We start from the raw sequence: 26,032 nt of genomic DNA, 5'->3' as shown, positions 1-26,032 counted from the left end.
CCTTCAGGCGACACAGCGCAACAGCAACGCGGGATCGCGCGCAGGATTGAGACGCAGGCGGATGCCTCCCCATTCGAGCGCGTGGCGCTCGCCGGTGATGAGGTCTTCAACGGCCGTGACGGGGCGGCGGGCATCGCCGCGGCCGACCATGACGTCGCCGAGCGGAAGCCAGACCTCACGCAACTCGCCCGATAATGCAATCGCGGCCGCGATCACATTGCTCTGATCGGTCGCCTCCTTGACGAAGCCGATCACCCCGCCGTCATCGACATTGATAAAGCGCAGATCGGCGAATTGTTGCAGGGCCGGATTGCCGCGCCTGATCCGGTTGAGGGCCGCGACATAGGGCTTGATGTTCCCGCCTTCATCCCAGTCGCGAACCCTGATCTCGTACTTCTCGGAGTTGAGATATTCCTCGCGGCCGGGCACCGGCATATGCTCGAGCAATTCGAAGCCGCTATAGATGCCGTAATTGCTCGACAGCGTCGCGGCCAGCGCGAGGCGCGATTTGAACATCCAGGACTCGCCGCTTTGCAGGTGGAAGGGCAGGATGTCCGGGGTGTTGACGAAGAAATTCGGCCGAAAGAAGTCACGCTCGGGATAGGCGATCAACTCGCCGAGATACTGTTCGAGCTCGGCGCGCTGCGTGCGCCAGGTGAAGTAGCTATAGGATTGCGTGAAGCCGAGCTTGGCGAGGCCCTTCATCAGTTTCGGCCGCGCGAAGGCTTCCGACAGGAACAGCACCTCCGCATCGCGGTCCTGCACCTCGCGAATCAGCCATTCCCAGAATGCCAGTGGCTTGGTGTGCGGATTGTCGACCCGGAAGATCTTGACGCCCTGTTCGAGCCAGAACAGCACGACGTCGCGCAGCGCGCGCCACAGCGCAGCCGCATCCTCGGATCCGAAATCCGGATTGACGACGTCATCCCAGCGTTGCGGCGGGTGCTCGGCCGCACGCATCGAGCCGTCCGGGCGGCGCTTGAACCACTGCGGATGTGTACGAAGCCAGGGGTGATCGAGGGAAAACTGCACTGCGAAATCGAGCGCGACCTCGAGGCCATGCGCCTGGCATGACGCGACGAAGGCGCGGAATTCGTCGAGCGTGCCGAGCTCCGGATGCACCGCGTCATGACCGCCTTCGGCCGCGCCGATCGCATACGGACTGCCGGGATCGCCTGGCTGCGCCATCGCGGCATTGTTGCGGCCCTTGCGATGCTGCCGCCCGATCGGGTGGATCGGTGCCAGCAGCACGACATCGAAGCCCATCGCGGCGATGTCGGGAAGCCGCGCGATGCAATCATTGAAGGTCGCGTGCACGCCTGAGGTCTTGCCCTGGCTGCGCGGAAACATCTGGTACCACGCGCCGCTGCGTGCCCGCAGGCGATCGGCGGTCAGCGGATAGGGTGGGGAGCGCATCAGGTCTCGGCGAAACTGGCTGCCGGCCATCGCCTCGCGCAGTTCCGGCGCGAGCAGCGCGCCCGCCTCGCCGGTTTGCAGAAAGACCTCGCACTGCCTGATGATCACGGCGGCCGCGGCAGGCCCACCGGCCTGCGCCTGGGTCAGCATGCCGGCACCCTCGATCGCGTCCAGCGTGCGGTCGCTGCCATCGTGCGGCTTCTGCTCGAAGCGACGTTGCCAACTGGCGAACTCGTCGGTCCATGCCTCGATCGCAAAGGTATAGCGGCCGGGCCGGTCGGGTACGAAGGTGCCGCCCCAGCGGTCGTCGCGGTGTTGTGTCATCGGCGTCTGCTGCCACTCGCCGTCGCCTTCGCGCCGCCACACCAATGCCGCCGATATCACGTCATGTCCGTCGCGGTAGATGTCGGCCCACACCTCGACGGATTCGCCCGCGATGCGCTTGACGGGAAAACGGCCGCCATCGACCGACGGGTAGACATCGGTGATATGAAAAGTGCCGTGGGCACCCTCGACAGGCCGGACGGTTTTGTTCACGGTGATGCCGCCATTGAAAGTGCAAATGACGTCCCGGCGCCGGGAAGGAGGCGCGCCAGACCCATATAGAAAGCCGCTCGCCGGGCAATGGTTCCCGGCGGGAACGCTAGACAGGGTAGAGCGTTGAACATCAACTATCCCTTTCCCCCATCTATACAATTTAGCAACGATCCGAATACCGTTGCGAGCAAGTAGCGTGCCGAATGGACCTTTACGCCAAAGCCCAGAGCCTGGGAATTCAGACCGAATATATCGATGGCAGCGGTCACCGCCGTGTGACAACCCCCGAGGCGCTCACGGCGATCCTCGACGCGCTTCCGCCACATGCGCCGCGCCGGATCATCGTCGATCCGGTGGTCATTCGCGCCGGTCGCGCCGAGCCGACCCGGCTGTCGGAGGAGGCCGCGCTTCCGGTGCAATGGAAGCTCATGAACGCCACCACCGTGCTTGCGCAAGGCGAGGCGCGCGAGCGGAGTGTGACGTGGCCGTCCGGTCTGCCCGAGGGCGTGCACCGGTTGCAGCTATCGGACGCATCGGGCGCCCGCGAGGAGCTGCCGTTGCTGGTGGCGCCGGAAGGCGCGTTCGGCGGCACCTTCGACCGCTGCTGGGTGATCGCGGTCCAGCTCTACGGCGTGCGATCGGCGCGCAACTGGGGGATCGGCGACTTCACCGATCTGGAGGGACTGCTCGGGTTCGCCCGTCAGCTCGGTGCCGACGGCATCGGGCTCAATCCGCTGCATGCGCTGTTCGACGATCGGCCGGGCGATTGCAGCCCATATTCGCCGAACAGCCGGCTGTTCCTGAATGCACTCTATGTCGACGTCGAGAAGATTCCGGAGTATCGCGCCGACGCGGCGACGCAAGCCGGGCTGGCGCAGCTTCGTAGCCACGACATGGTCGACTATGTCGGCGTCGCGGCGCTGAAATGGCCGGCGCTGCGCGCGGCCTTCGCGGCGTTCAAGGCCAATCCCGGCCTCGGCCGCTGGCAGGATTTCGAGGCCTATCGCAAGGAGCAGGGCGTGCTGCTGTCGCGCTTCGCCTGCTTCGAGGTGATGCGGCACAAATTCGGTACGCCGTGGTGGGAATGGCCGGACGAATGGCGCCTGCCCAATGATACGGCGTGCGCGAAATTGCGCCGGGCGCGCGACACCGCCGCCGAGGTCGAATTCGTCGAATTCGTGCAATGGACCGCGGACCGCCAGCTCGGCGCCTGCCAGGCCCTCGCGCACAAGCTCGGCATGCGGGTTGGGCTCTATCTCGACGTTGCCGTCGGCGTGCAGTCCGACGGTTTCGACGCCTGGAACGAGCAGATCGCGATCTCGCGCCATCTCGGGGTCGGCGCACCGCCCGATCCGCTCAACACCGCGGGGCAGGACTGGGGTCTCGCCGGCTTCAATGCCGCAGGGCTCGAACAGCGCTCGTTCGAGCCGTTCAGGCAGATGCTGCGCGCCTCGATGCACCACGCCGGCGCGATCCGGCTCGACCATGCGTTCGGGCTGAAGCGGCTCTATCTGGTGCCGCGCGGCTTCGGCCCGGCCAACGGCGCCTATGTGCTGATGCCGTTCGAGGCGCTGCTGGCGGCGACCGCGCAGGAGAGCGTGGCGAGCCGTTGCGTCGTGATCGGCGAGGATCTCGGCACCGTGCCTCCGGGATTCCGCGAGCAGATGAACGGCTGGGGCATCTGGTCCTATCTCGTGATGATGTTCGAGACCGACGACCGCGGCGTGTTCCGCAACGTCGACTATTACCTGCCCGATGCGCTGGTCACCTTCAACACCCACGACCTCTCGACCTATGCCGGCTGGCGTTCGTTCAGCGACCTCAAGACCAAGCGCGCGCTCGGCATCGACCCCGGCGAGACCGACCAGGGGCGCTGGGATGCGCTCGGTCATCTCGACGACGTGTTGCGCCGGAACGACATCCACCACAACGACTTCTATTCGGTGGTGAGCTTCATGGCACGGACGCGCTCGCGGATGATGGCGGTTTCGATGGAGGATCTGCTCGGCATCGTCGAGCAGCCGAACATCCCCGGCACCGTCTACGAGCATCCGAACTGGAAGCGGCGGCTTCCGGTCTCGCTCGAGCAGCTGGCGTCGGCGATCGACGTCGACGCGCTCAAGCGTGCAACGCGCGAACGCTCGCACGCCTGACAACGTGGAGCGCAGCAGGTGGCGTCTCGTATCGAAGACTATGGACTGATCGGGGATTGCGAGACCGCGGCGCTGGTCGGCCGCGACGGCTCGATCGACTGGCTGTGCTGGCCCGCATTCGAGTCCGATGCGTGTTTCGCGGCGCTGCTTGGCACGTCGAAGAACGGCCGCTGGCTGCTGGCGCCCGCCGGCGAGATCAAGCGGACCTCGCGCCGCTACCGGGACGATACGCTGATCCTGGAGACCCGGTTCGAGACCGGGGACGGCGTGGTCGCGCTGATCGACTTCATGCCGCCGCGCGGCAACGCCTCCGACGTGGTCCGCCTGGTTCGCGGCATCAGCGGCCGGGTCAAGATGCATATGGAGCTGGTGATCCGCTTCGGCTTCGGCGCCGATGTCCCCTGGGTGAAGAAGAGCCCGGACGGCAAGGGGCTGCTGGCGATCAGCGGGCAGGACATGACGGTGCTGCGCACTCCGATCGAGACCCGCGGCCAGGATCTCTCCACGATCGCCGATTTCGAGATCGCCGAGGGCGACACCGTGCCGTTCGTCCTGACCTATGGGGCGTCCTTTCAGCCGGTGCCGGAGCCGATCGATCCGGTGGCTGCGCTCAGGGATACCGAGGACTACTGGAAAGAATGGTGCAGCCGTTCGACCTATGACGGCGGCGATCAGCGCGCGCTCGTGATGCGCTCGCTGATCACGCTGAAGGCGCTGACCTTCCGGCCGACCGGTGGCATCGTCGCGGCCCCGACCACCTCGCTGCCGGAGAAACTCGGTGGCGCGCGCAACTGGGACTACCGGTTCTGCTGGCTGCGCGACGCCACGTTCACGCTGCTGGCACTGATGAATTCGGGCTATACCGAGGAGGCGGCGGCCTGGCACAATTGGCTGCTGCGGGCCGCGGCCGGCGCGCCGGCCAGCATGCAGATCATGTACGGCATCCTCGGCCAGCGCCGCCTGCTGGAATGGGAGGCAGGATGGCTGCCCGGCTATGAGGGAGCGCAGCCGGTCCGCGTCGGCAACGCCGCGCATGCGCAGCTTCAGCTCGACGTCTATGGCGAATTGATCGACGCCTTCCATCAATCGCGCATGGCCAGGTTGAAGCTCGACGAAGAGAACTGGTCGCTGGAATGCACCGTCGTCAATCACCTCGCCGAGGTTTGGGACCAGCCGGATCAGGGCATCTGGGAGCGCCGCGACGCCGCGCGGCACTATGTCTATTCCAAGGTGATGTGCTGGGTTGCCTTCGATCGCGCCATCAAGAGCGCCGAGCGGTTCGGCTTCAAGGCGCCGCTGGTCAAATGGCGGGTGCTGCGCGAGGCGATCCATCGTGACGTTTGCCAGCGCGGCTTCGATCCTGATCTCAACAGCTTCGTCGAGAGCTACGGCTCAAGGCTGCTCGACGCCAGCCTGCTGCTGCTGCCGTCGGTCGGCTTCCTGCCGCCGGACGATCCGCGCATCCGCGGCACGATCGAGGCGATCGAGCGGCACATGTTGCGCGACGGCTTCGTGCTGCGGCACGATCCGCGCGAGGTGTCCGACGAGGTCCAGCCGATCGAGGGCGCGTTCCTCGCGTGCAGCCTCTGGCTCGCCGACGCCCATGTGCTGGCGGGGGAAATCGGCAAGGCGCAAACCATGTTCGAACGTGTGGTGGCGGTAGCCAACGATCTCGGGCTGCTGGCGGAGGAGTTCGACTCCGGCGCCGGCCGGCAGACCGGCAACTTCCCGCAGGCGCTGACCCACATCGCGCTGATCAACACCGCGCATAATCTCAGCGTCGCCAGGGCCCACGCCGAGAAGCCCGCGGTGCAGCGGTCGACCTGACGGTGATCTAAGGCGGAATGAGTTTGAGTTGAGTCGGCCTGGCGCGCTCTTGGCTCACCTCTCCCTGACAGAGGGAAATCCGGGTGAGGGATCTTGCCCTCTCGATAGGCCTTCACCCCTCACCCGATTTGCTGCGCAAATCGACCTCTCCCAAGGGAGAGGTGAACCTCCGACGCCGTTCCAGCTCAACCCAACCTCATCAGGCTTTAGCGGCCCATAGCCAGCACGGTGTCCATCGCGCGCGCGAAGCCGTCGCGCTCGTTGGTTTCGGTGACGTGCGTGGCACGGGCCTTCACGTCATCGCTGGCATTGCCCATCGCAAACGAGACGCCGCTTCGTGCGAACATCGGCAGATCGTTCTGCATGTCGCCGATCGTGGCGACGTTCTCGAGCGACACGCCAAGACGCTTCGCAATGCCTTCGACGAAGGTGCCCTTGTCGTGGCCGGGCGGGGTGACGTCGAGATAATAGGTCTGCGAGCGGACCGCGGTCGCATCCTTGCCGACCATCTGCTGCATCTCCGCTTCGCAGCGCTGGAGCAGCGGCGCATCCGAGCTCGCGCCGACGATCTTGCAGGCCTGGTCGAGATAGGGCGTGAAATCGTCGACGATGGTCGGATCATGCTTGATGGTGTGCGCTTCGTGGGCAGTGTACTCGCCGTCCGGGTTGCGCGTCAGCCAGCGCTCGTTGGTGAACAGCCAGATGTCGACGCCGCGCTCGCGCAGCAGGTCGACGCAGCGCCTGGCGATCGCCGCCGGGATCAAATGCTGCTCAAGCGGCTTCAGTTCTGGATCGACGATTGACGAGCCGTTGAAGGCGCCGATCGGAAGCGCGATCGCGAGTGGCGCGACCAGAAAGCCCATCCCGATCGTCGGCCGGCTGGATACGATGGTGAAACCGATACCGGCCTCGTGCAGCCGGCGCACCGCCGACCTGGCGCCGTCGGTCAAGGTCTTGTCCTTGGTGAGCAGCGTGCCGTCGACATCGGATACGACAAGGGCGATGCGGGTCGCGATACGGTTCATGGGCGGTCCAGCTTCAGTTGACTGACAATGTCTTCGATGATGGTCTCGACCGAACGGTCGATCGCAATCGTGATCGGGCGCTCGTCCGGGGTCGGCGGCTCCAGCGTCTTGAACTGGCTGGCGAGCAGCCCCGGCGGCATGAAATGGTCCTTGCGCGCGGCCAGCCGAGCGGCGATCAACTGCTGCGTGCCGTCGAGGAAGACGATGCGGATATCGTCGCGGCCATGCACGAGGATGTCGCGATAGCTGCGCTTCAGCGCGGAACAGGCGATGACGGCCCGTTCGTGCACGCCGCAGCTGCGGTCGATCTCGGCGGCGATTGCACGCAGCCAGGGCCAGCGATCCTCGTCGGTGAGCGGCTGGCCGGAGTGCATCTTCGCGACATTGCTTGGCGGGTGAAAGCTGTCGCCGTCCTCGTAGCGCCAGCCGATCCTGATCGCGAGGCGGTCGGCGATGGTGCTCTTGCCGGAGCCGGAAACGCCCATCACGACCAGCGCGCAAGGGTTTTGCGGCGCGCAAGGGTTTGGCCCGTCACCCAAGAATGTCACCAAGCGAAGTCATCCACGAAAACCCTCCGGCAGCGCCGCCCGATCGATCAGCCAGACGGTTTCGCCCAGCGATCGCGCGCGGTTTGCCGGCAGGTTCTCGCCTGCGAACAGGCGCGTCAAGATCGCGCGCTTGCTTTCGCCCGCAACCTCGAACAGCATCTCGCGGCAGGAGGCGAGGGCGGGCAGCGTCAGGGAGACGCGCGACACGAACGGCTCGACATTGGCCTTGGGCACCCCGACCACCCAGCGCCGGGTTTCCTCGACCGCGGGATAGCCGGGAAACAGCGACGCCACATGGCCGTCGGGGCCGATCCCCAACAGCACCAGATCGAACAACGGCCGCTGCGGATCGAGCTGCTCGGCGCCGTAGAACGCCATCAGCTCATTCTCATACAATGCCGCGCTGACGTCAGGGTCTTTCAGGTCGGCCGTGTCGGTTGCGATCGGGTGCACATTGGCGGCCGGAGCGCAGCGGTCGAGGAAGGCCTGCCGCGCCATGCCCATATTGTGCAGCGCGTCCTTGCGCGGCACCAGGCGCTCATCGCCGATGAACCAGTCGATGCGGTTCCAGGGAATCCTCTGGCGATAGTCCGGGGTCGCCAGGAGCTGGTAGAGCGCCTTGGGGCTGGAGCCGCCGGTGAGGCAGATCGCGATCCGGCCGGGGTTTTCGTCGATCCGTGCGATCACCCGCTCGGCGGCCGCCTTCGCCAGCGCCGCCGGATCGGCGACCGTGATGATCTTGCGCTCGCCGCCCGCGGTCATGTCAGCCGAGCTTTCGCCAGGTGCGGCCATCGCGCGTCAGCAGCGCGTTGGCGGCCTCCGGGCCTTCGCTGCCAGCCTTGTAAGGCTGCAAGCCGCGGCCGCCGGCATTCTTCCAGGCGTCGAGGAAGGGCTGCACCGCCTGCCAGCCGGCCTCGACGCTGTCGGCGCGCTGGAACAGCAGATTGTCGCCGATCATGCAGTCATAGATCAACGTCTCGTAGCCAGTCGACGGCTCCGCCTTGAAGTAGTCCTTGTAGCGGAACTTCATCTCGACGCCGTCGATATTGATGGTCGGGCCCGGCACCTTGGTGTTGAACTGAAGCTCGATGCCTTCGGTCGGCTCGGTCGAGATGACGAGGTAGTTCTGCGACAGGCGGTCGACCGGCGTATCGCGGAACATCGCGAACGGCGCCTGCTTGAACTTGATCGCGATCTCGGTGCGCTTGGTTGCGAGCGCCTTGCCGGTGCGCAAATAGAACGGCACGCCGGCCCAGCGCCAATTGTCGATGGTCAATTTCAGCGCGGCATAGGTCTCGGTCGAGCTGTCCGGCTTCACGTCGGGTGTCTTGAGATAGTCTTCGATCTCGGTGTCGCCGATCCGGCCGGCGCGATACTGGCCGCGCACCGAGTTGGACAGCGCCTCCTGCTCGGTCTGGGTCTGGATCGCGCTCAGCACCTCGGCCTTCTCCGAGCGCACCGCCTGGGCGTCGAAGCGCGCCGGCGGCTCCATCGTCACCAGCGACAGCAACTGGAACAGATGGTTCGGCACCATGTCGCGCAGCGCGCCGGTGGCGTCGTAGAAGCTGCCGCGATGGCCGACGCCGAGCTTCTCGTCCACCGTGATCTGGATGTGGTCGATGTGGTTGCGATTCCAGATCGGCTCGAACATGCCGTTGGCGAAGCGCAGCACCAGGATGTTCTGGACGGTTTCCTTGCCGAGGTAATGATCGATCCGGTAGATCTGGTGCTCGTCCATTAATTTCAGCAGCGCTGAATTCAGTGCCCTGGCCGACGCCAGATCGGTGCCGAACGGCTTTTCGATGATCAGCCGCCGCCAGGCGCCGTTCTCCTCCAGCATGCCGGTGCGTCCGAGCTGCTCGCTGATCGGCAAGAAGGCGCTCGGCGGCGTGGCGAGATAGAACAGCCGGTTGCCGCCGGTGCCGCGCGCCTTCTCGATCTTGTCGAGCCGTTCGTTCATGGCGTCGAACGACGCAGGATCGCGCGGATCGGCCTCGATCGAGGTGACGCATTCGAACAGCCGCTTGGCGATCGCTTCGTCCACCGGGCGGGTAGCGAATTTGCGCAGCCCTTGCAGCAGGCTGTCGCTCAGCTGCTCGCTCGACATGCCCTTGCGGACAATGCCGACGACGCAGAACTTCTCTGGTAGCAGATTGCCGGCGGCGAGATTGTAGAGGGCCGGGACGACCAGCCGGTGGGTCAGATCGCCGGTGGCGCCGAAGATGATGAAAGAGCAGGGATCGGGTTTCTTCTGCACGTGACCTTCCGTGTTCGATTCAAGACGTCTTCGGCGACTCAAGGCTTCTTCGGCGGCTCCTTGTGGCCGCCGAAACCTGCGCGCATCGCCGAGAGGATTTTCTCCGCGAAGGTGTGATCCTTGCGCGAGCGGAAGCGCGTGTAGAGCGCGGCCGTCAGCACCTCGGCAGGCACCGCCTCGTCGACGGCGGCATTGACGGTCCAGCGGCCTTCACCGGAATCCTCGACAAACCCTGAATAATTGTCGAGCGTGTGGTTCTGCGCCAGCGCCGACGCCGTGAGGTCGAGCAGCCAGGACGGGATCACGCTGCCGCGCCGCCAGACTTCGGCGATGTCGGCGATGTCGAGATCGAAGCGATGATCCGGCGGCAGCGCCTCGATATTGGCGTTCTTCAGGATATCGAAGCCCTCGGCATAGGCCTGCATCAGGCCGTATTCGATGCCATTGTGGATCATCTTGACGAAATGCCCGGCGCCGACGGGGCCGGCGTGGATATAGCCCTGCTCGATGCGCGGGTCGCGGCCGTCGCGGCCCGGGGTGCGCGGGATGTCGCCGATGCCGGGTGCCAGCGTCTTGAAGATCGGATCGAGCCGGTCGACCACGCCCTTTTCGCCGCCGATCATCATGCAGTAGCCGCGCTCGATGCCCCAGATGCCGCCGCTGGTGCCGACATCGACATAATGCAGCCCGCGCTCGCGGAGCGCCTTGCCGCGGCGGACGTCGTCCTGCCAGAAGGTGTTGCCGCCGTCGATGATCACGTCGCCGGGCTGCATCAGCTTGGAGAGCGCATCGATGGTGGATTCGGTGATCTTGCCGGCGGGCAGCATCACCCAGGCGGTGCGCGGCGCTTCCAGCTTGAGGACGAAATCCTCCAGCGACGAGGCGCCGGTGGCATTGTCGGCGACCAGCGCCGCGACCGCCTTCGGATCCTTGTCATAGACCACGCTGGTATGGCCGTTGCTCATCAGGCGGCGGACGATATTGCCGCCCATCCGCCCGAGGCCGATCATGCCGAGTTGCATCTTGGCCTCCTTCAGTTCAAAGCCGCCGAGATCGCGGCATCGAGCGCCGCGAGTCCGGAGGTGAGGTCGCCCTTGAGGTGCACGCGCAGCGCCCGGCGGCCGCGCTCGGTGAGCACGTCGAAATCGCCGCGCGCCTGCGCCGCCTTGATCACGCCGAAGCTCGCCTTCTGGCCGGGTACCGCCAGATCCCTGGGATCGTCGGTCGTGACTTGCAGGAATACGCCGCTGTCCGGTCCGCCCTTGTAGGCCTGCCCGGTCGAATGCAGGAAGCGCGGGCCGAATTCGGCGCAGGTCGCAAGATGCCTGGCGTCGCGCACCTTCAGCCGCATCGCCTGCATGGCGTCGATGGTATCGCCGTCGCGCTCGATATAGGCGAGCAAAGCGACATAGTCGCCGCGCCCGGAGCGCGAAAGGTGCGCCTTGATCCATGAGTTGAGATCGCCATTGGCGCCGGCCTTGCGCAACTCCTCGGCGTTCTGCGCATCGGTGTAGAGATCAACCTCGGCCACCGACACCACCGGCCGCTCGGCCGGCAGCGATCCGGTCTTCTCGAACGCCGCCGTCAGCTCGCGCGTCTTGATCTTGGCGGCCTCCACGTCGGGCTGGTTGAACGGGTTGATGCCGAGGATGGAGCCTGCGACCGCGGTTGCGATCTCGAAGCGGAAGAACTCCTGGCCGATATGGTCGATCGACTTCAGCACGATCCGCACCACCGGATGGCCGGCGGCCTCGAGCGCGCCGAGCTTCGCCTCATGCGCGGCATCGTTCTCGCGCTCGGTGCGCAGATCGATAAAGAAGCGGTCATTGCCGTAGACCGCAGCATCGCCGATCGTCTCGCCCTCGATCGGGATCAGGCCCTTGCCGTCCTTGCCGGTCGATTCCGCGATCAGCTGCTCGGCCCAGGCGCCGAAATCGGCGACGTCGGGCGAGGCGAAGATCGTCACCTTGTCGCGGCCTTCGAGCCCGGCGATACCCATCGCCAGTCCGAGCTGGACGCCGGGGTTTTCCTGCGGCGGCACGTCGGCGCCGCAGGAGCGCACCATCGAGAGCGTATGGCCAAGCAGGCTGCGGACGTCGATGCCCGCGGCAGCCGCCGGCACCAGGCCGAACGGCGACAGTACCGAATAGCGCCCGCCGATCGCGGGATCGCCGTAGAAGATGCGGGCAAAGCCCTGCTTGATCGCGACCTTCTGCAACGACGAGCCGGGATCGGTGACCGCGATGAAGCGATGGCCGGCCTTGTCCTTGCCGATCGCCTTCGCCACCCGGTCGAAGAAGTAGTCCTTCATCACGTTCGGCTCGGTGGTGCCGCCGGATTTGGAGGAGACGATGAACAGCGTCTTCGCGATGTCGACATATTCCTCCATCGCGCGGACCTGCGCCGGGTCGGTGGAGTCGAGCACGTGCAGCCGCGGGAAGCCGGATTTATGCGGGAAGGTTTGCGCCAGCACCTCCGGCCCGAGGCTCGAGCCGCCCATGCCGAGCACGACGGCGTCGGTGAAGTTCTGCCCCTTCACGCGCTGCGCGAAATCCTCGTAGTCGGCGACATTGGCGGTCTCGGCGCTGGTCAGCCAGCCCAGCCATTTGCTCTCGTCATCGCCGGTCCAGACCGACTTGTCCTTGTGCCAGAGCCTGCGGATCTTGGCGGAGGCGCGCCATTCCTCGGTGCTCTTCTCGACCGCCTTCTCGATGCTGGCGCCCAGCGCGAGCCTCTGGTGGTCGATGCCGCCACCGAGCGAGGTGGCGCGCTTGTGGGCCACCGCGCCGTACAGCTTGTCGGCGGCGTCAGCGAACAGCTTGACGCCGTCCTTGACCAGCTCCGCGGTGATCGCATCGAGCGAGATGCCGGACTTCTCCAGCTCCGCCAGCACGCGGCGGGCGTCGTCGACGTTCTCCTCGAGGCTGTCGCGGACCTTGCCGTGGTCGCGGAAGGCGTCGAGCGTGGCCGGCGGCACGGTGTTGACGGTGTCGGGGCCGATCAGCTCCTCGACATAGAGCACGTCGCTGTAATCCTTGTTCTTGGTGCCGGTCGACGCCCACAGCAGCCGCTGCGGCTTGGCACCTTTCGCCTTCAACTTGTCCCAACGGCTGCCGGAGAACAGCCGCTTGTAGTCCTGGTAGGCGAGTTTGGCGTTGGCGATCGCGACCTTGCCCTTCAGCGCGGCGAGACGCTCCTTCTCCGAGGGATCGTTGGCCCGCGCGATCTTCTCGTCGAGCTGCTTGTCGACGGCACTGTCGATGCGGCTGACGAAGAAGCTCGCCACGCTCGCGACATGGGAGGGATCGCCGCCCTTGGCGACGTATTTCTCCAGGCCCTTGAGATAGGCCTCGGCAACCTGGCGATACACCGCCTGGGAGAACAGCAGCGTGATGTTGATGCTGATGCCTTCGCCGATCAGGTATTCGATCGCCGGCAGGCCCTCGGGCGTCCCCGGTACCTTGACCATCAGGTTCTTGCGGTGGACGTCCTTCCACAGCCGCTCGGCCTCCGCGATCGTCCCCTTGGTGTCCATCGCGAGATAGGGCGACACTTCGAGGCTGACGAAGCCGTCGCCGCCATGGCTATGGTCGTAGACCGGGCGCAGCACGTCGGCGGCATGCTGAATGTCCACGACGGCAAGATGCTCGAACAGGTCGGCGACCGAGCGGTCGCCCTTCTTGAGGGCCTGGCCGATCGCCCCGTCATACTCGTCCGAAGAGCCGATCGCCTTCTCGAAGATCGAGGGGTTGGAGGTCACGCCCTTGACGCCATCGGTCTCGATCAGCCGCTTCAGGTCACCCTTGGCGACGAAGCCGCGGGCGAGGAAGTCCAGCCAGACGGCCTGGCGGTGATTTTCGAGTGCTTTGACGGGGTTCATGGGTGCCTGTTCTCGTTCGATCGAGGGTCGATTTTTGGGTTCCCGGGCAGCTTTCGGGGCCGGAAGGGGATTGTCAACATGGCTGGGGGCCCGGGCGGAGTATCGGTATTGCGAAGGGATAACGCCATTCACAACAGTTCGATCCCCTCGGACCGTCGGTCCGAGCAGACCCCGATCTCGGCACATTTTTATGACGCCGGCGCGGCCTGTCGCCGCGCGTCAGGGCCGCAAATAGAGGTATCCCTGGGATTGCAGCTCGGCGAGGCGGACCACGCCGCCCCGCTCGGCGGCCACGAAGCCGGGGAGCAGGTCGCCGAGCGTGATGTTCTGCGATTTCATGGTGTTGCCGCAGGCGGCAAGCTCGATCCCGTCCCTGGTGAACTGCCCGAGATGCGTTGCCAGTTCGGGATTGGCCCCGGTCGAATGAAACGCCTTCAGCGCCTGGCCATGCACCACCAGCGCGATCGTCACATTGCCCGGGCCGCCGACGCCGTTGAGGTGGTTCTGGATGTTGCCGACCACGAAGTTGACCTTGTCGAGGTCGTCGAGGTGATAGACCACCTTCAGCTTCTGCGGCGGTGCTTCGGTGGTGGCGTTCGCCCGTGACGCCGCGAAGGCGGCGCCGACCGCCGAGAGCGTGCCCCACAGGATGCTGCGTCGGTGCATGGTGTCCCTCGCGCAATTGTTGTTGATCGGGCGAAGCCTATCACTTGTGGCGGAGGGCAGCGAGTTCCTTGCGGTCGGTCACAAGTTCGGCGCATTCGCCGACGTCCGCGCGATCGACGCGAAAGGCCTTGTCGTCGGCGCCGGCGAGCAGCTCTTCTTCCGCATCGTCGTCGGGTTTGTTGCGATTCCACATCCTGATGCTGCTCAGGCGTGCGATCGCGGATTTATCGTCCTTCGACAACGCCACGCCGATACCGCCGCCTTCGCAATCCACGCCGCATGCGAAGCGTATTTCGTGTCCGGATTCGGTTGCGATCGCGTGGTTGCAGTAGCCGCTGGAGTCGAAATTGCCGGCGCGGTGGCGGTAGGTGACGCCGAGGCGGAATGAGTAGTTGGTGGTCTTGTCCTCCGGTGCGTCCTCGGCCTCGACCAAAAGCTTCATCGCGGTGACCTTCTGCTTCGGGTGCTGCGCGAGATGATTTGCATCATATCGCCGCACGAAGCAGGCATAGGCTTTCGCACCTGGCGGGCCGGCGAACATCCTGTTGTCGAAGGCGGCTGCCTCGGCCTTGTCGACCGCTTCCTGCGCCTGGACGGCTGACAACGCGCCGGCACAGGCGGCTGCTGCAAGTGCGACAACAAGGAACGTGCGCTTCATGACCGCCTCGGGAATAGCCTGCGCTTCCAAAGTGTCATCTTTAGAGCGCGGCAATGGTGCCGCGCGGAACTGCGCGGGCTTGTTGCCTTAGTCGCGGCGACAAGGAGGCACGTTCAACGGCTCCTGACTGATTGTTCATCCGAATCCGTGACGCGCACATCTTGACGCCAAGGCTGGACAGCCACACGTTTTCAGGGAAGCCAACGTTCATTTTCGGACGGGGAAGTTGCCCCGCTCGGATGTCCACTTTGGAGGGATGTTTGGAGGCTCGGGCCCCGGTAAACCACGGATGTGGCGGAGGGGCTACAACCGTCAAAAACAGGCCACCAACAGTGGATATTGATGAACCATTAAGCTTCCTGCCTGTTGATAAGGCAGAGGCTGCACGCGCCGTGCATTGCCGAAGTGAGTCGGTCGAGTGTCCAATGGACCCAGCGTGCCGACGCTGATTCGATCCTAGGACGCTCTGGTTACGACTCGTGTCAGTCGTGCGGCGATACATATCGTGGAGATAGGGATCATGTACAACGATTCTTTGTTCAACGCCTTCGCAAGGTCGTTTGAAGCGCGAAGCCAGACCGACATGTCGATGGCCGAGTATCTGGAGTCGTGTCGAAGTGATCCGATGCGATATGCCAACGCGGCCGAGCGGTTATTAGCGGCGATCGGTGAGCCCCAGATGATCGACACGGCCAAGGACCCTCGCCTTGGCCGTATCTTTTTGAACCGTACGATACGGTCGTATCCGGCCTTCGCCGGCTTCCACGGCATGGAAGACACGATCGAGCGGATCGTCGGCTTTTTCCGTCACGCCGCGCAGGGCCTCGAGGAGCGCAAGCAGATCCTCTATCTGCTCGGGCCGGTCGGTGGCGGCAAATCGTCGCTTGCCGAGCGCATCAAGGCGCTGATGGAAGTTCATCCGATCTACGTGCTGAAGGCGGGCGACGAACTGTCGCCGGTGTTCGAGAGCCCGCTCGGGCTGTTCGATCCCGAGCAGCTCGGGCCGATGATCGAGGAGAAGTACGGCATTCCGCGCCGCCGCCTGAGCGGGCTGATGTCGCCCTGGGCCTACAAGCGGCTCGAAGCCTTCGGCGGTGACATCTCGCAATTCCGCGTCGCGCGCCTCCAGCCCTCGCGGCTGCGCCAGATCGCGGTTGCCAAGACCGAGCCCGGCGACGAGAACAATCAGGATATCTCCTCGCTGGTGGGCAAGGTCGACATCCGCAAGCTCGAGACCTACGCCCAGAACGATCCCGACGCCTACAGCTATTCCGGCGGCCTCAACCGCGCCAACCAGGGCGTGCTCGAGTTCGTCGAGATGTTCAAGGCGCCGATCAAGATGCTGCATCCGCTGCTGACGGCGACGCAGGAAGGCAACTACATCGGCACCGAGAACATCGGCGCGATCCCGTTCACCGGCATCATCCTCGCGCACTCCAACGAGGCCGAGTGGCAGAGCTTCAAGACCAACAAGAACAACGAGGCCTTCATCGACCGCATCTGCGTCATCAAGGTCCCGTACTGCCTGCGGGTCACCGAGGAGCAGAAGATCTACGACAAGCTGATCGAGAGCTCCGAGCTCGCCGCCGCGCCATGCGCACCGGCGACGCTGGAGACGCTGGCCCGCTTCTCGGTGATGTCGCGGCTGCGCAAGCACGAGAACTCGACGCTGTTCGCCAAGATGCGGGTCTATGACGGCGAGAGCCTGAAGGAATCCGATCCGAAGGCGCGCAGCGTGCAGGAGTACAAGGACGCGGCCGGCGTCGACGAAGGCATGGACGGCGTCTCGACCCGCTTTGCCTTCAAGGTGCTGGCCTCGACCTTCAACCACGACACCACGGAAGTCGGCGCCGACGCGGTGCATCTGATGTATGTGCTGGAGCAGGCGATCCGGCGCGAGCAGCTGCCTGACGAGACCGAGAAGCGCTATCTCGAATTCATCAAGGCCGATCTCGCGCCGCGTTATGCCGAGTTCATCGGCAACGAGATCCAGAAGGCCTATCTGGAATCCTATGCCGACTACGGCCAGAACCTGTTCGACCGCTATGTCGACTACGCCGACGCCTGGATCGAGGACCAGGACTTCAAGGATCCCGACACCGGCCAGCTGATGAACCGCGAGCTTCTGAATCAGGAGCTGACCAAGATCGAGAAGCCGGCCGGCATCGCCAACCCGAAGGACTTCCGCAACGAGGTCGTCAAGTTCTCGCTGCGCTCGCGGGCGCATAATGGCGGCAAGAACCCGAGCTGGACCTCCTACGAAAAGGTCCGTGACGTGATCGAGAAGCGCATATTCTCGCAGGTCGAGGATCTGCTTCCGGTCATCTCGTTCGGCTCCAAGAAGGACGGCGAGACCGAGAAGAAGCACGGCGAGTTCGTCGAGCGGATGGTGGAGCGCGGCTATACCGAGCGCCAGGTCCGCCGGCTCGTCGAGTGGTACATGCGGGTGAAGCAGGCCGGCTAGAGCATGATCGATCCGGAAAGCCGGCAACGGCTTTCCGTCCCTCCAAGAAGAATGCGATGCGACTGTCATGATCGCATCCGGCGCGAGGCAGATGCAAAGTGGTCATGCATATCGTCGATCGGCGGTTGAATCCGGGTAGCAAGAGCCTGGAGAACCGCCAGCGCTTCCTGCGGCGCGCCAAGGCGCTGGTGCAGGGGGCCGTCAAGAAGTCGTCACAGGACCGGGACATCAAGGATGTCCTGGAGGGCGGCGAAGTAACCATCCCGCTGGACGGCATGGACGAGCCGCGGTTCCGGCGCGAGGGTGGCACGCGCGACATGGTGCTGCCCGGCAACAAGAAGTTCGTCGAGGGTGACTGGCTGCAGCGGCCGAACCAGAGCGGCGCCAAGGGCTCCGGCGCGGGTGAGGGTGACAGCGAGGACGCCTTCCGCTTCGTGCTGAGCCGCGATGAATTCGTCGATCTTTTCCTCGACGATCTCGAGCTGCCCGACCTTGCCAAGCGCAAGCTCGCGGAGACCGAAAGCGAGGGCATTCAGCGCGCGGGCTATGCGACCTCGGGTTCGCCCGCCAATATCTCGATCAGCCGCACCGTGAGCCGGGCGCTGGCGCGCCGCGTGGCGCTGCGCCGGCCGCGCAAGGACGAGATCGAGGCGCTCGAGGCGGAGCTTGCGGACTGCGACGACGAGACGCGTCGCCGCGAGCTGCTCGCGCTGCTCGAATCGCTGAAGGCCAAGGCCAAGCGGATTCCGTTCATCGATCCGATCGACATCCGCTACCGCCGCTTCGAGACGGTGCCGAAGCCGGTGGCGCAGGCCGTGATGTTCTGCCTGATGGATGTCTCGGGCTCGATGTCCGAGCACATGAAGGACCTGGCCAAGCGGTTCTACATGCTGCTCTACGTCTTCCTGAAGCGGCGCTACAAGCACGTCGAGATCGTGTTCATCCGGCACACCGACCGCGCCGAGGAGGTGGACGAGGATACGTTCTTCCATGGACCGGCGTCGGGCGGCACGCTGGTGTCGAGCGCGCTGGTCGCGATGAACGACATCGTGCGCACCCGCTTCCGTCCGGCCGACTGGAACATCTACGCGGCGCAGGCTTCGGATGGCGACAACATGACCTCGGACAGCGCGCTGACCGGGCATCTGTTGACCGACAAGATCCTGCCGGTCTGCCAGTTCTTCGCCTATCTCGAGGTTGGTGAAGCCGCCAACTACACCTTCGACATGCCGGACTCCTCGCTGTGGACACTCTACGAGCGCCTGCGCAACGAGGGCGCGCCGCTGTCGATGCGCAAGGTCAGCGAGCGCGGCGAGATTTTCCCGGTGTTCCAGGACCTGTTCAAGCGCCGCACCAGCCAGGAAAGGGTATAGTTGATGGAGTCTTCCGGCGAACGGCTGTTCGAGGGCGCCGACTGGGATTTCCAGACGTTGCAGCGGATCCACGATGCCTGCGAGCAGATCGCGCGCAAGGAGCTCGGGCTCGACGTCTATCCCAACCAGATCGAGGTGATCACCGCCGAGCAGATGCTCGACGCCTATTCCTCGGTCGGCATGCCGCTGTTCTACAAGCACTGGTCGTTCGGCAAGCAGTTCGCCTTCCAGGAAGCATCCTATCGCAAGGGCCTGATGGGGCTCGCCTATGAGATCGTGATCAATTCGTCGCCGTGCATTTCCTACCTGATGGAGGAGAACACCGCGACGATGCAGACGCTGGTGATCGCGCACGCGGCGTTCGGGCACAATCACTTCTTCAAGAACAACTATCTTTTCAAGCAGTGGACCGATGCCGACGGCATCCTCGACTATCTCGAATTCGCCAAGGGCTATATCGCGGCCTGCGAGGACCGTCACGGCCGCGAGACCGTGGAGCGGACGCTGGATGCCGCGCATGCGCTGATGTCGCACGGCGTCGACCGCTATCCCGGCAAGAAGACGCTCGACCTCCGCGCCGAGGAGAAGCGCGCCGGCGAGCGCCGCCAGCACGAGGAGGCCGTGTTCAACGATCTGTGGCGGACGGTGCCGAACACCAAGGCCAAGACCAAGGCCGCGCTCACTGCGGAGCGGCGCCGTGCGCTGCTCGGCCTGCCGCAGGAGAACATCCTCTATTTCCTCGAGAAGACCGCGCCGCGCCTTGCGCCATGGCAGCGCGAGCTCATTCGCATCGTGCGTCACATCGCGCAGTATTTCTATCCGCAAGGGCAGACCAAGGTGATGAACGAGGGTACGGCGACCTACGTGCATTACCGCATCATGAGCCGGCTGCATCAGCAGGGCCGGATCACCGACGGTAATTTCCTCGAATTCCTGCAATCGCACACCAATGTGGTGTTCCAGCCCGAGTTCGACGACCGCCGCTATTCCGGTTTCAATCCCTATGCGCTCGGCTTCGCGATGATGCAGGACATCGAGCGGATCGTGAAGACGCCGGAGGACGAGGATCGTCAATGGTTCCCCGACATCGCCGGCAAGGGCGACGTCGAGGGCGTGCTGCGCGAGATCTGGAGCAACTATCGCGACGAGAGCTTCATCAACCAGTTCCTCAGCCCGGCGCTGATCCGTCGCTTCCGCATGTTCCACCTGCACGACGACCCCGCCGAAAGCCAGGGAATCAAGGTCGATGCGATCCATGACGAGCGCGGCTACCGCCGGGTGCGCCGCGAACTGGCGCGGCAATACGACGTCGGATTCGTCGATGCCAATATCGAGGTCGTGGACGTCGATCTCGACGGCGATCGACGCCTGATGCTGCGTCACACCACTGTGAAGGGCGCACAGCTCAACGAGACCGATACGCGCCGCGTGCTGCAACACCTCGCCGATCTCTGGACCTACGACGTGGCGCTGACCGAGGTCGACGGCACCGACAAGGTGCTGAAGGAATACGTCGTCAGCCCGCGCGCGGCAGCGGTCGCGGCTTGAGGACGACGCATTCGTAATAGCGAGCGCGGCGCTGGACCGCCGCGCGGAATGTCGGTCTCGCTCAGCGAACTTCTCGGCACATCTGCGAGTTTCGAAGCTGCATCACGTTCCGCACGAGCGTGATGCAGGCATGCGCAAGCTTCTTGGTGATTGCCTGCGCGGGCGCGATTGATAATGTGCGCCGCGTCAAGAAAACCAAGAACAGGATATGCCCTTGTCAACTCGCTTTCGCCTGGCGGGCCTTTTCGCCTTCACCGTACTCACGGCCTCATCGTTCGCGCCATCCATTGCAGCCGAGAGCACGATCAAGATCGGCAACACCGCGCCCTATAGCGGCCCGGCATCGGCCTACGGCACCATCGCGCGTGCCGAAGCGGCGTACTTCCAGATGCTCAACGATCAGGGCGGCATCGACGGCCGCAAGATCGACTTCGAGAGTCTCGACGACGCCTACTCGCCATCGAAGACGGTCGAGCAGACCCGCAAGCTGGTGGAACAGGACGAGGTGCTTGCGATCTTCAGCGCGGTCGGCACCGCGCCCAACATCGCCGTGCAGAAGTATCTGAACATCAAGAAGGTGCCGCAGTTGTTCGTGTCGTCAGGCGCGACGCGCTGGAACGATCCGAAGCAGTTCCCGTGGACGGTCGGCTTCAATCCGACCTACGAGCTCGAAGGCCGGCTCTACGCAAAGTACATCCTGAAGACCAAGCCGGACGCCAAGATCGCGGTCATCACGCCGAACGAGGACGCCGGCAAGGACTATCTCAAGGGCTTCAAGGACGGACTCGGCGAGCATGTCGGCCAGATCGTCGCGGAGACCACCTATCTGACGTCAGACCCGACCATCGATTCCCAGATGGTGACGATGCGGGAATCCGGCGCGGATGTATTCTTCGCCGAGGCGACGCCGAAATTCGCGGCGCAAGCGCTGCGCAAGGCGGCGAGCATGGGCTGGAAGCCACTCACCATCCTGCCGACCGTTTCCAACTCGGTCTCTGCGGTGCTCGAGCCGGCTGGGCTCGAGAACGTCATCGGTGTCGTGACCGGCCTCTATCTGAAGGACCCGACCGATCCGCGCTGGTCCGACGATCCGGGCCAGAAAGAGTTCTCGGCCTGGATGAAGAAGTACCAGCCCAATGCGAGCCCGGGCGATCTGTTCAACGTGCAGGGCTACACGGTCGCGCAGGTCATGACCGCGGTGCTGAAGAACTGCAACGGCGACTACAGCCGCGCCAACATCATCAAGCAGGCGACCAGTCTGAAGGCGCTGGAATTGCCGATGCTGCTGCCGGGCATCAAGGTGCAGACCGAGCCCGACAACGTCACGCCGATCCGCCAAATCCAGATGGCGCGGTTCGACGGCAAGTCGTGGGCGTTGTTCGGCGACGTTCTGAGCGACAGGTAGCTCCAAACGAAAAGCGGGCCTCCCGGCAGTGCCGGAAGGCCCGCTTCCAAACCAGGTCGAATGTCAGCGCAGGCTGGCGTTGATCTTGTCGAGCACGCTTGAACCCGGGCACAGCGCCTGCTCGTCCATGGTGTTGAGCGGCGTCTCGACGGTGTCGAGATGGGTGTGCAGATCCTCGGCATCCGGATCGACGTAAAGGAGCCCGGTGACGATCTGGCCCTTGGCCGCGTGCTTTTGCAGGAAGGTCTGGGCGCCCAGCCGATCATGCGGATCGTAGTCGGCGTCAAGCTTGCGCAGCGCGAGGCGCGAACCGTCATGCTGCTCGACCACCTGCACGGTGCCGGGCGCGTAGTCGACGCTGATCGGCTCGCGGCCGACCAGCACGTCGAGCCGGTTCACCGCGTCATTGTGTTCGCGGACATAGTCGAAGCTCTTGGTCGAGCCGGCGTGGTTGTTGAAGGCGATGCAGGGGCTGATCACGTCGATGAAGGATGCGCCCTTGTGCCGGATCGCAGCCGCGATCAGCGGCACCAGCTGCGTCTTGTCGCCGGAGAAGGAGCGCGCCACGAAGGTAGCACCGAGTTGCAGCGCGATCGCGACCAGATCAATCGCGTTGTCGGTGTTGGTGACGCCCTTCTTGGATTTCGAGCCGCGGTCGGCGGTGGCCGAGAACTGGCCCTTGGTGAGACCGTACACGCCGTTGTTCTCGACGATGTAGGTCATGTTGACGGCGCGGCGGATCGAGTGCGCGAACTGGCCGAAGCCGATCGAGGCTGAGTCGCCGTCGCCGGAGACGCCGAGATAGATCAGGTCGCGGTTGGCGAGGTTGGCGCCGGTCAGGACCGACGGCATCCGGCCATGCACCGAGTTGAAGCCGTGCGAATTGCCGAGGAAATAGTCCGGGGTCTTCGACGAGCAGCCGATTCCGGAGATCTTCGCCACCCGGTGCGGCTCGATCGAGAGCTCGTAGCAGGCCTCGATGATCGAGGCGGTGATCGAATCATGGCCGCAGCCGGCGCACAGGGTCGAGATCTTGCCCTCGTAGTCGCGATGGGTATAGCCCAGCTCGTTCTTCTTCAGGCCGGGGTGATGAAACTTGGGCTTTGCAATGTAGGTCATGACAACACCTGCGCTCCCCGCCACGTCATGGCCGGGCTTGTCCCGGCCATCCACGTCTTGGCCAGGAGAAAGAAAGTCGTGGATGCCCGGGACGAGCCCGGGCATGACGCCGGAGAGATCGGACGATCGATCATGTCACGGCCTTGCGGAGAGGGGTCACCTTGAGGTGGTCCTGGTGGTCGCCGATCGCGTTGGCGATGAAGCGCGCGGTGATCGGCGTGCCGTCATAGTGCAGGATCGGCACCAGCCTGACGGGGTCGATGCCGTTCTCGTTGACGATCAGCTGGCGCAGCTGGGCGTCGCGGTTCTGCTCCACCACGTAGACGAAGTCGTGGTCGGCGATGAAGCTCGCGACGCTGGAGTGGAACGGGAAGGCCCGGATGCGCATGCGGTCGAGTTGATGGCCGCGGGCCTCCAGAATCCCGATCGCCTCGTCCATCGCGGGCGAGGTTGAGCCGAAATACAGCACGCCGTATTTGGTCGGCTTCGCCGCGTTGGCCTGCAACGGCCGCGGCACCATGTCTTGCGCGGTCTCGAACTTGCGCACCAGCCGCTGCATGTTGTCGGCGTAGACCGCGCCTTCCTCGGAATAGCGCGCGTAGCGGTCGCGTGAGGTGCCGCGGGTGAAGTAGGAGCCCTTGGTCGGATGCGTGCCGGGATAGGTGCGATAGGGGATGCCGTCGCCGTCGACGTCGAGATAGCGGCCGAAGTCACGGCCTTCCTCGAGCATCTCGGCGGTCATCACCTTGCCGCGGTCGTATTGCTTGGAATCGTCCCACTTCAGCGGGCGGCACAGCCGGTGGTTCATGCCGATGTCGAGATCGAGCATCAGGAAGATCGTGGTCTGGAGCCGTTCGGCGAGATCGAACGCCGCGGCGGCGAACTCGAACGCTTCCGCCGGATCCTCCGGGAATAGCAGCACGTGCTTGGTGTCGCCGTGCGAGGCGTAGGCGCAGGCGATCACGTCGCATTGCTGGGTGCGGGTCGGCATGCCCGTCGAGGGACCGGCGCGCTGGATATTCATGATCACGGCCGGGATCTCGGCGAAGTACGACAGGCCGATGAACTCGGTCATCAGCGAGATGCCGGGTCCCGATGTCGCGGTGAAAGCCCGCGCGCCGTTCCAGGAGGCGCCGATCACGATGCCGATCGAGGCGAGTTCGTCCTCGCCCTGCACGATGGCGTACTTCGCCTTGCCGGTCTCCGGGTCGTGGCGGTACTTCTTGCAGTGGCTGGTGAAGGCTTCCGCGACCGACGATGACGGCGTGATCGGATACCAGGCGCAAACCGTGGCGCCGCCATAGACGGCACCGAGCGCGGCGGCGCTGTTGCCCTCGATGAAGATGCGGTCGCCGACCTTGTCGGACTTCTTCACCCGAAGCCCGATCGGGCATTTCAGGTTCTGCAACGCCCAGTCGCGGCCGAGATGCAGCGCATGGACGTTGGAGGAGAGCAGCTTCTCCTTGCCCTTGTATTGTTCGCCGATGAGCTGCTCGACCAGCTTGGGATCGAGGTCGAGCAGGGCGCACAGCGCGCCGAGATAGATAATGTTCTTGAACAGCTGGCGCTGCCTGGGATCGGTGTAGGTCGAGTTGGTGATCGCGGTCAGCGGCACCCCGATGACGGTGATGTCCTCGCGGAACTTCGACGACGGCATCGGCTTGGTCGAATCGTAGAACAGGTAGCCGCCAGGCTCGATGGAGGCGACGTCCTTGTCCCAGGTCTGCGGGTTCATCGCCACCATCATGTCGACGCCGCCGCGGGCGCCGAGATGGCCGTCCTCGGTGACGCGCACCTCATACCAGGTCGGCAGGCCCTGGATGTTGGAGGGGAAGATGTTGCGTGGGCTGACCGGCACGCCATGACGCAGGATCGAACGCGCGAACAGTTCGTTCGCGGATGCCGAGCCCGAACCGTTGACGTTGGCGAAGCGGACGACGAAGTCGTTTACGCTGCTGATCGGGCTTTGGACTGACATGTTGATCCCGCTTGAACCATATCGATGAGGTACTTCTGCATGTCCCAGGCGCCGGTCGGGCAGCGCTCGGCACACAGCCCGCAATGCAGGCAGACGTCTTCGTCTTTCACCATGACGCGACCGGTCTTCAGGTCGCCCGAGACGTAGAGCGCCTGGTCGTGATTCGGCGAGGGCGCTTTCAGCCGCTGCCGCAGGTCGTCCTCTTCACCGTTCTGGGTGAAGGTGATGCAGTCCATCGGACAGATGTCGACGCAGGCGTCGCATTCGATGCAGAGCGGCGCGGAGAACACCGTCTGCACGTCGCAGTTCAGGCAGCGCTCCGCCTCGCCGAGCGCGAGCTTGACGTCGTAGCCGAGCTCGACCTCGGCGCGGATGTCCTTCAGCGCGATGACCTTGTCGCGATGCGGCACCTTGAAGCGCTTGTCAGTGGAGATGTCGTTGTCGTAGCTCCACTCGTGGATGCCCATCTTCTGCGAGGAGACGTGCACCTCGGGCAGCGGGCGCTCGTTGATGTCCTCGCCGGACAGCATTTTGTGGATCGACAGCGCGGCGTCATGGCCGTGCGCCACCGCCCAGATGATGTTCTTCGGCCCGAACGCCGCGTCGCCGCCGAAGAACACCTTCGGATTGCTCGAGACGAACGTCTTGGGGTCGACCTTCGGCATGTGCCACTTGTCGAATTCGATGCCGCAATCGGCTTCGATCCAGGGGAACGCATTCTCCTGGCCGACCGCAACGAGCACATCGTCGCAGGCCACGGTCTCGTCGGGCTCACCCGACGGCACCAGGTTGCGGCGGCCCTTGGCGTCGTACTCCGCTTTCACCTTCTGGAAGGTGACGCCGGTCAGCTTGCCGTTGTCGTGAACGAATGCGACCGGCACCATGTAGTTGAGGATCGGGATGTCCTCGTGCAGGGCGTCTTCCTTCTCCCACGGCGAGGCCTTCATCTCCTCGAAGCCGGAGCGGACGATCACCTTGACGCTCTCGCCGCCGAGGCGGCGCGCCGTGCGGCAGCAATCCATCGCGGTGTTGCCGCCGCCCAGCACGATGACGCGGCGGCCGATCTTGTCGACATGGCCGAACGACACGTTGGACAGCCACTCGATGCCGATATGGATGTTGGCGGCGGCCTCCTTGCGGCCGGGAATGTCGAGCTCGCGGCCGCGCGGCGCGCCGCT

The 26,032-nt window shown here is 64.6% G+C and carries 18 protein-coding genes; 6 read left to right on the top strand and 12 right to left on the bottom strand.

The annotated features are described in order from the left end of the window. Positions 1-3: 3 nt before the first annotated feature. Complete coding sequence (locus B2W55_RS17505) at positions 4-1,953, bottom strand: alpha-1,4-glucan--maltose-1-phosphate maltosyltransferase (protein WP_024579880.1); 1,950 nt, start codon at positions 1,951-1,953, stop codon at positions 4-6. A gap of 203 nt (positions 1,954-2,156) precedes the next feature. Here B2W55_RS17505 and malQ point away from each other — a divergent pair, with 203 nt between their 5' ends. Together malQ and B2W55_RS17495 are read left to right on the top strand one after the other, a co-directional pair. Beyond that, positions 2,157-4,106: a 4-alpha-glucanotransferase gene (gene malQ / locus B2W55_RS17500; protein WP_024579881.1), complete on the top strand. Its 1,950-nt coding sequence runs from the start codon at positions 2,157-2,159 to the stop codon at positions 4,104-4,106. An 18-nt stretch (positions 4,107-4,124) separates the two neighbouring features. After that, complete coding sequence (locus B2W55_RS17495) at positions 4,125-5,933, top strand: glycoside hydrolase family 15 protein (protein WP_024579882.1); 1,809 nt, start codon at positions 4,125-4,127, stop codon at positions 5,931-5,933. Positions 5,934-6,139: 206 nt separating this feature from the next. Here B2W55_RS17495 and B2W55_RS17490 read toward each other — a convergent pair whose 3' ends face one another. The 8 genes from B2W55_RS17490 to B2W55_RS17455 form a co-directional block, all read right to left on the bottom strand. After that, positions 6,140-6,958, bottom strand: coding sequence for a Cof-type HAD-IIB family hydrolase (locus B2W55_RS17490; protein WP_024579883.1), 819 nt, complete (start codon positions 6,956-6,958; stop codon positions 6,140-6,142). Then, positions 6,955-7,443 carry a gluconokinase gene (locus B2W55_RS17485; RefSeq protein ID WP_024579884.1) on the bottom strand — a complete coding sequence of 163 codons (489 nt, stop codon included), beginning with the start codon at positions 7,441-7,443 and terminating at the stop codon, positions 6,955-6,957. The genes B2W55_RS17490 and B2W55_RS17485 overlap by 4 nt, the downstream gene beginning before the upstream one ends. A 72-nt stretch (positions 7,444-7,515) precedes the next feature. Next, positions 7,516-8,268, bottom strand: a complete 753-nt coding sequence (pgl, locus tag B2W55_RS17480) for a 6-phosphogluconolactonase (RefSeq protein WP_024579885.1) — start codon at positions 8,266-8,268, stop codon at positions 7,516-7,518. Between the two features lies 1 nt (position 8,269). After that, positions 8,270-9,763: a glucose-6-phosphate dehydrogenase gene (zwf, locus tag B2W55_RS17475; protein ID WP_024579886.1), complete on the bottom strand. Its 1,494-nt coding sequence runs from the start codon at positions 9,761-9,763 to the stop codon at positions 8,270-8,272. A gap of 38 nt (positions 9,764-9,801) precedes the next feature. Further along, entirely contained in the window at positions 9,802-10,785 is a 984-nt protein-coding gene (gene gnd / locus B2W55_RS17470) for a phosphogluconate dehydrogenase (NAD(+)-dependent, decarboxylating) (RefSeq protein ID WP_024579887.1), read from the bottom strand. A gap of 11 nt (positions 10,786-10,796) precedes the next feature. Next, positions 10,797-13,643 (bottom strand): bifunctional transaldolase/phosoglucose isomerase, encoded by a 2,847-nt coding sequence (locus B2W55_RS17465; protein ID WP_024579888.1) that lies wholly within the window; start codon positions 13,641-13,643, stop codon positions 10,797-10,799. A 219-nt stretch (positions 13,644-13,862) separates the two neighbouring features. After that, positions 13,863-14,309, bottom strand: coding sequence for a DsrE family protein (locus tag B2W55_RS17460; protein WP_024579889.1), 447 nt, complete (start codon positions 14,307-14,309; stop codon positions 13,863-13,865). A gap of 40 nt (positions 14,310-14,349) precedes the next feature. Beyond that, positions 14,350-14,967, bottom strand: a complete 618-nt coding sequence (locus B2W55_RS17455; protein ID WP_024579890.1) for a hypothetical protein — start codon at positions 14,965-14,967, stop codon at positions 14,350-14,352. Between the two features lie 520 nt (positions 14,968-15,487). Between B2W55_RS17455 and B2W55_RS17450 the strand changes: the two genes are divergently transcribed. From B2W55_RS17450 to B2W55_RS17435, 4 genes are all read left to right on the top strand, one after another. Then, complete coding sequence (locus B2W55_RS17450) at positions 15,488-17,431, top strand: PrkA family serine protein kinase (protein ID WP_024579891.1); 1,944 nt, start codon at positions 15,488-15,490, stop codon at positions 17,429-17,431. A gap of 104 nt (positions 17,432-17,535) precedes the next feature. Next, positions 17,536-18,804 carry a YeaH/YhbH family protein gene (locus B2W55_RS17445; RefSeq protein WP_024579892.1) on the top strand — a complete coding sequence of 423 codons (1,269 nt, stop codon included), beginning with the start codon at positions 17,536-17,538 and terminating at the stop codon, positions 18,802-18,804. A 3-nt stretch (positions 18,805-18,807) separates the two neighbouring features. Further along, a complete protein-coding gene (locus B2W55_RS17440; protein ID WP_024579893.1) occupies positions 18,808-20,352 on the top strand; it encodes a SpoVR family protein in 1,545 nt (514 codons plus the stop codon). Between the two features lie 208 nt (positions 20,353-20,560). Then, positions 20,561-21,757, top strand: coding sequence for an ABC transporter substrate-binding protein (locus B2W55_RS17435; protein ID WP_371412490.1), 1,197 nt, complete (start codon positions 20,561-20,563; stop codon positions 21,755-21,757). A gap of 63 nt (positions 21,758-21,820) precedes the next feature. Here B2W55_RS17435 and B2W55_RS17430 read toward each other — a convergent pair whose 3' ends face one another. The 3 genes from B2W55_RS17430 to B2W55_RS17420 all read right to left on the bottom strand — a co-directional run. Continuing rightward, a complete protein-coding gene (locus tag B2W55_RS17430; RefSeq protein WP_024579895.1) occupies positions 21,821-22,876 on the bottom strand; it encodes a 2-oxoacid:ferredoxin oxidoreductase subunit beta in 1,056 nt (351 codons plus the stop codon). A 130-nt stretch (positions 22,877-23,006) separates the two neighbouring features. Next, complete coding sequence (locus B2W55_RS17425; RefSeq protein ID WP_024579896.1) at positions 23,007-24,854, bottom strand: 2-oxoacid:acceptor oxidoreductase subunit alpha; 1,848 nt, start codon at positions 24,852-24,854, stop codon at positions 23,007-23,009. Further along, positions 24,824-26,032 (bottom strand): FAD-dependent oxidoreductase (locus tag B2W55_RS17420; protein WP_291532258.1); only part of this gene is annotated, 1,209 nt, incomplete at its 5' end. The genes B2W55_RS17420 and B2W55_RS17425, both read right to left, overlap by 31 nt.

The organism is Bradyrhizobium sp. UBA2491 (assembly GCF_002341725.1).
Lineage (GTDB): Bacteria > Pseudomonadota > Alphaproteobacteria > Rhizobiales > Xanthobacteraceae > Bradyrhizobium.
The sequence above is the reverse complement of the archived record's forward strand: the minus strand, read 5'-3'. Positions and strand labels throughout refer to the sequence as shown.

Coding starts and splice junctions, on each gene's coding strand:
- B2W55_RS17465 (WP_024579888.1), bottom strand. CDS start 13,643: ATGAACCCCGTCAAAGCACTCGAAAATCACCGCCAGGCCGTCTGGCTG.
- B2W55_RS17430 (WP_024579895.1), bottom strand. CDS start 22,876: ATGACCTACATTGCAAAGCCCAAGTTTCATCACCCCGGCCTGAAGAAG.
- pgl (WP_024579885.1), bottom strand. CDS start 8,268: ATGACCGCGGGCGGCGAGCGCAAGATCATCACGGTCGCCGATCCGGCG.
- B2W55_RS17455 (WP_024579890.1), bottom strand. CDS start 14,967: ATGAAGCGCACGTTCCTTGTTGTCGCACTTGCAGCAGCCGCCTGTGCC.
- B2W55_RS17485 (WP_024579884.1), bottom strand. CDS start 7,443: ATGGGCGTTTCCGGCTCCGGCAAGAGCACCATCGCCGACCGCCTCGCG.
- gnd (WP_024579887.1), bottom strand. CDS start 10,785: ATGCAACTCGGCATGATCGGCCTCGGGCGGATGGGCGGCAATATCGTC.
- B2W55_RS17450 (WP_024579891.1), top strand. CDS start 15,488: ATGTACAACGATTCTTTGTTCAACGCCTTCGCAAGGTCGTTTGAAGCG.
- B2W55_RS17445 (WP_024579892.1), top strand. CDS start 17,536: ATGCATATCGTCGATCGGCGGTTGAATCCGGGTAGCAAGAGCCTGGAG.
- B2W55_RS17490 (WP_024579883.1), bottom strand. CDS start 6,958: ATGAACCGTATCGCGACCCGCATCGCCCTTGTCGTATCCGATGTCGAC.
- malQ (WP_024579881.1), top strand. CDS start 2,157: ATGGACCTTTACGCCAAAGCCCAGAGCCTGGGAATTCAGACCGAATAT.
- B2W55_RS17440 (WP_024579893.1), top strand. CDS start 18,808: ATGGAGTCTTCCGGCGAACGGCTGTTCGAGGGCGCCGACTGGGATTTC.
- B2W55_RS17435 (WP_371412490.1), top strand. CDS start 20,561: ATGCCCTTGTCAACTCGCTTTCGCCTGGCGGGCCTTTTCGCCTTCACC.
- B2W55_RS17460 (WP_024579889.1), bottom strand. CDS start 14,309: ATGCACCGACGCAGCATCCTGTGGGGCACGCTCTCGGCGGTCGGCGCC.
- B2W55_RS17425 (WP_024579896.1), bottom strand. CDS start 24,854: ATGTCAGTCCAAAGCCCGATCAGCAGCGTAAACGACTTCGTCGTCCGC.